Annotated in this window: 4 protein-coding genes; all 4 read right to left on the bottom strand. The window is 69.6% G+C overall.

Features of this window, described 5'->3' with window-relative positions; all coding sequences use genetic code 11:
* Positions 1–138: 138 nt before the first annotated feature.
* Positions 139–1,680: an RNA polymerase sigma factor gene (locus tag ABD357_RS26015; RefSeq protein ID WP_344393356.1), complete on the bottom strand. Its 1,542-nt coding sequence runs from the start codon at positions 1,678–1,680 to the stop codon at positions 139–141.
* Between the two features lie 409 nt (positions 1,681–2,089).
* Positions 2,090–2,977: a FadR/GntR family transcriptional regulator gene (locus tag ABD357_RS26010; protein WP_344393355.1), complete on the bottom strand. Its 888-nt coding sequence runs from the start codon at positions 2,975–2,977 to the stop codon at positions 2,090–2,092.
* A 153-nt stretch (positions 2,978–3,130) separates the two neighbouring features.
* A complete protein-coding gene (locus ABD357_RS26005; RefSeq protein WP_344393354.1) occupies positions 3,131–4,903 on the bottom strand; it encodes an ABC transporter ATP-binding protein in 1,773 nt (590 codons plus the stop codon).
* Between the two features lie 90 nt (positions 4,904–4,993).
* Positions 4,994–5,752, bottom strand: coding sequence for an NUDIX hydrolase (locus ABD357_RS26000; RefSeq protein ID WP_344393353.1), 759 nt, complete (start codon positions 5,750–5,752; stop codon positions 4,994–4,996).
* Between the last annotated feature and the right edge of the window lie 248 nt (positions 5,753–6,000).

Raw genomic sequence — 6,000 nt, 5'->3', positions numbered from 1 at the left:
ACCCCACGCACGAACTCGCACCAGCCCCCTGACAGCACTTCGCCCCGCCGCATAACGACGGGGCGAAGCAACCAGGCCCGAATTAACCAACAGCATCCCTGTGCGGGAGACCGGGCCCTGGTGACGTACAGCCGGAACCTAGTCGAGGTAGTCGCGCAGGACCTGCGAGCGCGACGGGTGACGCAGCTTCGACATCGTCTTGGACTCGATCTGGCGGATGCGCTCACGCGTGACGCCGTACACCTTGCCGATCTCGTCGAGAGTCTTCGGCTGACCGTCGGTGAGACCGAAGCGCATGGACACGACGCCCGCCTCGCGCTCGGACAAGGTGTCGAGGACGGAGTGCAGCTGCTCCTGGAGGAGCGTAAAGCTGACCGCGTCGGCCGGGACGACGGCCTCGGAGTCCTCGATGAGGTCGCCGAACTCGCTGTCGCCGTCCTCACCCAGCGGGGTGTGGAGGGAGATCGGCTCGCGGCCGTATTTCTGGACCTCGATGACCTTCTCCGGGGTCATGTCGAGTTCCTTGGCCAGCTCCTCCGGGGTGGGCTCGCGACCCAGGTCCTGGAGCATCTGACGCTGCACGCGCGCGAGCTTGTTGATGACCTCGACCATGTGCACCGGGATACGGATGGTGCGGGCCTGGTCGGCCATCGCTCGGGTGATCGCCTGACGGATCCACCAAGTGGCATACGTCGAGAACTTGTAGCCCTTGGTGTAGTCGAACTTCTCCACCGCGCGGATCAGACCCAGGTTGCCTTCCTGGATGAGGTCCAGGAAGAGCATGCCGCGGCCGGTGTAACGCTTGGCCAGGGAGACCACCAAGCGCAGGTTGGCCTCCAGGAGGTGGTTCTTGGCGCGACGGCCGTCCTCGGCGATGATCTCCAGCTCGCGCTTGAGCTTGGGGGCGAGCTTGTCGGCGTTGGCCAGCTTGTCCTCCGCGAACAGGCCGGCCTCGATGCGCTTGGCGAGTTCGACCTCCTGCTCGGCGTTGAGGAGCGGGACCTTGCCGATCTGCTTGAGGTAGTCCTTGACCGGGTCGGCCGTGGCACCGGCCGCGGCGACCTGCTGCGCGGGCGCGTCGTCCTCGTCCTCGTCCGACAGGACGAAGCCCTGGGCGCCGTCCTCGGCGGATTCTTCGGTACCGGCCTTGCCGGTACCCGGGGTCTCCTCGACCGCCTCTTCGTCGATCGCCTCGACGTCATCCTTCTTGGCGGCGGTCTTCTTGGCCGGCGCCTTCTTGGCAACGGCTTTCTTGGCGACGGCCTTCTTGGCGGTCGCCTTCTTGGCAGCGGCCTTCTTGGCGGGAGCGTCCTCGGCGGGAGCTTCGACGGCGGGCATCGCCGGAGCGGCGGTGGCGGTGGCCTGCTCGGCCGCCGCCGTCTTCGCCGCGACGGTCTTGGTGGCGGTGCGCTTGGCCGGACTCTTCGCTGCGACGCTCTTTCGGGTGCGCTTGGGCTCCGCGGCACTGACCATCAGCGTCACACCCTCTTCCTCGAGGATCTGGTTGAGGCTGCGCAGTACGTTCTTCCACTGAGTGGCCGGAATCTGGTCAGCTTCGAAGGCCCGACGCACGTCATCGCCGGCGATCTGCCCCTCAGCCTTTCCCCGCTCAATGAGCGCCATGACAGAGACGGACTCGGCGATCTCCGGCGGGAGCGTACGGGATGTGCTGGCCGACACGAACAACCTCTCGGAACGTTGGAAAACGGCTTCCGGCCCCGTCCAGTGTGGACCGGAGCCGACGACCGTCGACTGGGGGATGAGCCAACGGCGCGGGCGGGGGCCGCCAAGATACACAGCGCCATGAACGGCGTCCGTATTCCCTCGTCGGCTGTCACCTCTTAGGTCATCGCGCTGTTCCGAGGAGTGTTACGCCCAATCTGCGTGGCCCGAGTCACACCCCGTAAGCTTCCAAATGCGGTCAGATACGGTCAAAGGTGGTCAACCGGTGGGCGCAAGGAGCCCTCCTCACACCGCCGGACTCTGCCGGATCACCAGAGGGGATCCGGCAGAGTCCGGCGGCGGATCGTTCGCCGACTGCGCGATGCCGCGTGAGGGGACATGTCCCCGACTGCGTCTCGGTGCGCGGTCAGTGCTCGCGCGGGGCGGGCACCACGCGCTCCACCTCGGGGTGGACGGTGAGCAGTTGACGCATGGCCGCCTCGGCCGCCGCTCCGTCACCGGCGGCCAGGGCGTCGACGATCCGGGCGTGGTGCGCGAGCGAGATCTCGTTCGGCCGGTCGCAGCCCGCGATCGGGCCGCCGGAGACCTGGAGGGCGGCCGACACGATCCCGGAGAGGTGCTCCAGCATGCGGTTGCCCGCGACCTGGATGAGAAGCGAGTGGAACTCCGCATCGGCGCGCGAGAAGGTGAGCGCGTCGCCCTGCGCCATGGAATGCCCCATGATCTCGACCATGTCGGCGAGCCGCTGCTGCACCTCCTCGCGTCCGTGTCCGGCGGCGAGGCGGGCGGCCAGCGGCTCGATCGTCCAGCGCAGCTCGCTCAGCTCGCGCCGCTGGTCGTCGCGCTGCGGACCGTAGGCCCGCCACTCGATGATGTCCGGGTCGAGGAGGTTCCAGTCGCTCACGGGCCGTACCCGCGTGCCGACATTGGGGCGGGCACTGACCAGGCCCTTGGCCTCGAGGACGCGGAGTGACTCACGGACGACGGTGCGGGAGACCTCGAACCGCTGGCCGATCTCCTCGGGGACGAGCGGACGGTCCGCTCCGAGGTCTCCGGAGACGATCATCTGGCCGAGCTGTTGGACGAGTTGGCCGTGCAGGCCGCGGCCGCGGGAGCCCGCGGCCCGCCTGCCCACGCGGCCCAGCTCCGGGTCCGCGCCCTCCCACGCGGGGGCGCCGACTCGATCCACGCCGGGAGCCTCCGCGTAGGGATAGCGGTCGAGTTCGCCCGGGCCGGCCAGGCCGGAGTCTGCGGAGCGGGCGGCGGTCATCATGGTGTGCGCAAGGGTAGTCACGCATCCTTTGTCGGCGTCGTCCCCAACTGCCTTGAGGGCTTTGGTGAAAAGCACACGAAAGGGTGATCGCTCACCCCGTCGCAATTGACGCCTTATCGGAAAGAAATGGGCGTTCCCCGATGAGTTGTGCGCGTCGGGGAACGCATGTGCCGCTCATAGCGGCCATCGCACCCGGCTTCGCAGGGTCGTGAGCAGGTACGTGCACAGGAGGGCGGTGAGCGACAACACCAGTGCACCGCCCACGGGTTGAGTGATCGCCTGCGCTCCGGCGGCCAGATATCTCTCGCCGCCGAAGGGCCACTGCGCCAGCACGAACTCACGTAGTCGCATCGAAAGCCCGGTCGCGGTCCGCACGGACGGTCCCTCCAAGACCTTGTGCACGAGGGGTACGACGACGATCGGTACGGCGAGAACGGCCGCGAGTCCGGCGGTCGTCGACCGGAAGACGCCCGCGGCCAGCACGCCGGCCCAGGCGCAGCCCACCATGAGGCCGATCCAACTGGCGCCCAACGAAGGCCAGTCGGCGGGAACTCCGGCGACCTCCCGTCCGTAGACGATGTGGAGCAGTTCGGCGTCCACGCCCACCGTGAGGATGGCCAGGATCAGCGCGGTGGCGGCGGCGACGAGGAGTTTGGCGGCGAGCAGCCCCAGGCGGCGGGGGACAGTGCCGCGGTCCGCGGCCAGGGCGGGGTGGCGGAACTCGTCGCCGAAGGCGACGGCGCCGAGCAGCCCCGCGCCGAGCGCCGCGGGCGGCAGCGGGAATTGCTGCGGCCACGCGGCGAGCAGCCGCGGCTGCGGCGTGTGTCCCACCCGTGCCAGGAGTACGGAAGTGACGGCGGAGGTGGCGAGCACGGCTGCCGCGGTGAGGTAACCGGTGCCGACTCCTGCAGCGCGGCGCAGTTCGTAGCGCAGGGGACGCAGCGGATTGGGGCCTTGGCGGACGGTGATGGGGGGCGGGAGGGGAGACAGGACATCCGCGTTGCCCGGCTCGACGGACCTCGGGGACGCCTCGGCCTCCTGAGAGTCATCCGCGGGCGGTCGGCCGGCCGTTGGTCCCATGTCACCGATTTCGTCGGCCAGTTGATGTACGAGGATGCCGTGGCGGTACGCGGTTTCACCGACGTCGGCACACGTGCTTCCGTACACTGAGAGGCGGCTGCCGTCCTCTCGCACGACTTCGACGGAACGCCGTGTGGTGCGGGCCTCCTTGGTGAGGAGGGCGGCGAGCCGGGCGGCGTGAGGGCTGCGGACGGCGACGCGAGGCCGGAGCCTGGTGCGGGCGAAGTCCGCGACCTCCTGGTCGGCTACGAGCTTGCCGTCCTCGATCGTGACGACCCGGTCGGCGGTCCGCGCGGCCTCCTTCGGGTCGTCCGTGGTGATCAGCACGGTGCCGCCCCCGGCGGTGTACGCGCGCAGAACTCCGTGCAGCCAGCGGCTTTCACGGACGGAGAGCCCGTCGGCAGGGTCATCGAGAACGAGCGTGTGCGGGTCGGCCAACAGCGCGCAGGCAAGGCCCAGCCGACGGTCCATACCCCGTGAGAGCGTGCCGAGGCGTTCGTCGCGGAGGCTGACGAGACCCACCACTTCGAGGACTTCGTCGGCGCGACGGACGGGCACGCCCACGGCGGCGCACAGCATGCGGAGTTGACCGCGGACCGTGCGCGCCGGATGGCCCGGCACCTCTCCGAGGAGCACACCCACTTCGTGTGCGGGATGGGGGATGCGGTGCAGCGGACGGCCTCTGAAGTGGGTGATTCCGCGGCCCTGTTGGAGCTCGAGCATGAGCCTCAGCGCCGTCGTCTTGCCCGAGCCCGGGGCTCCGAGGAGCGCCGTGACGCGTCCCGCGTGCGCCTCGAAGGACACGTCGTCGACGGCGGGCGGAAGCTCCTTGCGGGGGTTGCTGGTCAGTCCGATGGCCTGGATCACCCAAGGCAAGATAGCGTGATATGTGCGGTTTTTCGGGCACCCTGACCCGACCCCGGAACGGTCCTCGCACAAGTCGAGCCGCGTCCTGTGTCAGACCTCGGGGCGCAGCATCGGCGGATTGAGCAGTGTGGCGCCGCCCGCGCGGAAGAGCTGGGCGGGGCGGCCGCCCTGGCGGGTGGTCGTACCCCCGGTGGGCACGAGGAAGCCGGGAGTGCCGGTCACCTTGCGGTGGAAGTTGCGGGGGTCGAGCGCCACTCCCCACACCGCCTCGTACACACGGCGCAGCTCGCCCACGGTGAACTCGGTCGGGCAGAAGGCGGTGGCCAGCGATGAGTACTCGATCTTTGAGCGGGCGCGCTCCACACCGTCGGACAGGATCTGCGCGTGATCGAAGGCGAGCGGTGCCGCCTGTTCGCCGTCGCGGCCGTACCCACCCCGCTGGAGCAGTTCCTCGACGGGGGCCCAGCGCGCGCTGTTCGCGTCGCCTCCCGCCCTGGGCGCGGGCAGATCGGGGGCGAGCGCGAGGTGAGCGACGCTGACGACCCTCATCCTCGGGTCGCGCTTGGGGTCGCCGTAGGTGGCGAGCTGCTCCAGGTGCGCGCCGTTGTCCTGAGCGGGGGTGTCCGGGTCGTGGGCGCACAGCCCGGTCTCCTCGACCAGTTCCCGCGCGGCGGCCTGCGCCAGGTCCTCGTCGGGCCGCACGAACCCGCCGGGCAGCGCCCACCGCCCCTGGAAGGGGGGCTCGCCCCTCCGTACCGCCAACGCGCACAGGGCATCGCGGCGCACGGTCAATACGACCAGGTCAACGGTGACGGCAAAGGGCGGGAAGGCTGACGGGTCGTAGGGCATGTCGCGATCATAGTCGTCTGCCTGACGATAAGCACTCCTTTCGCCGGTCACCGGGACGGCTGATCCACTCCGCCCCGGGATGCACGTCATGGGAGGCCGCCGACTCCTGATCCCCTCGGTCCCGGGGTGGCCATACGCGGCCACATCCGGCAGCGGAACAGAGCAGTACCCGCCCGAGCCCGGCCCACCCCCGGATCGTCACCGACAGCAGCCGAACCCAACCCCACAGCCAGGCCACCCCCGTCTCT

Source organism: Streptomyces vastus (genome assembly GCF_039532825.1).
Lineage (GTDB): Bacteria > Actinomycetota > Actinomycetes > Streptomycetales > Streptomycetaceae > Streptomyces > Streptomyces vastus.
Note: the sequence above shows the minus strand (reverse complement) of the source record. Positions and strands in the feature narration are given on the sequence as shown.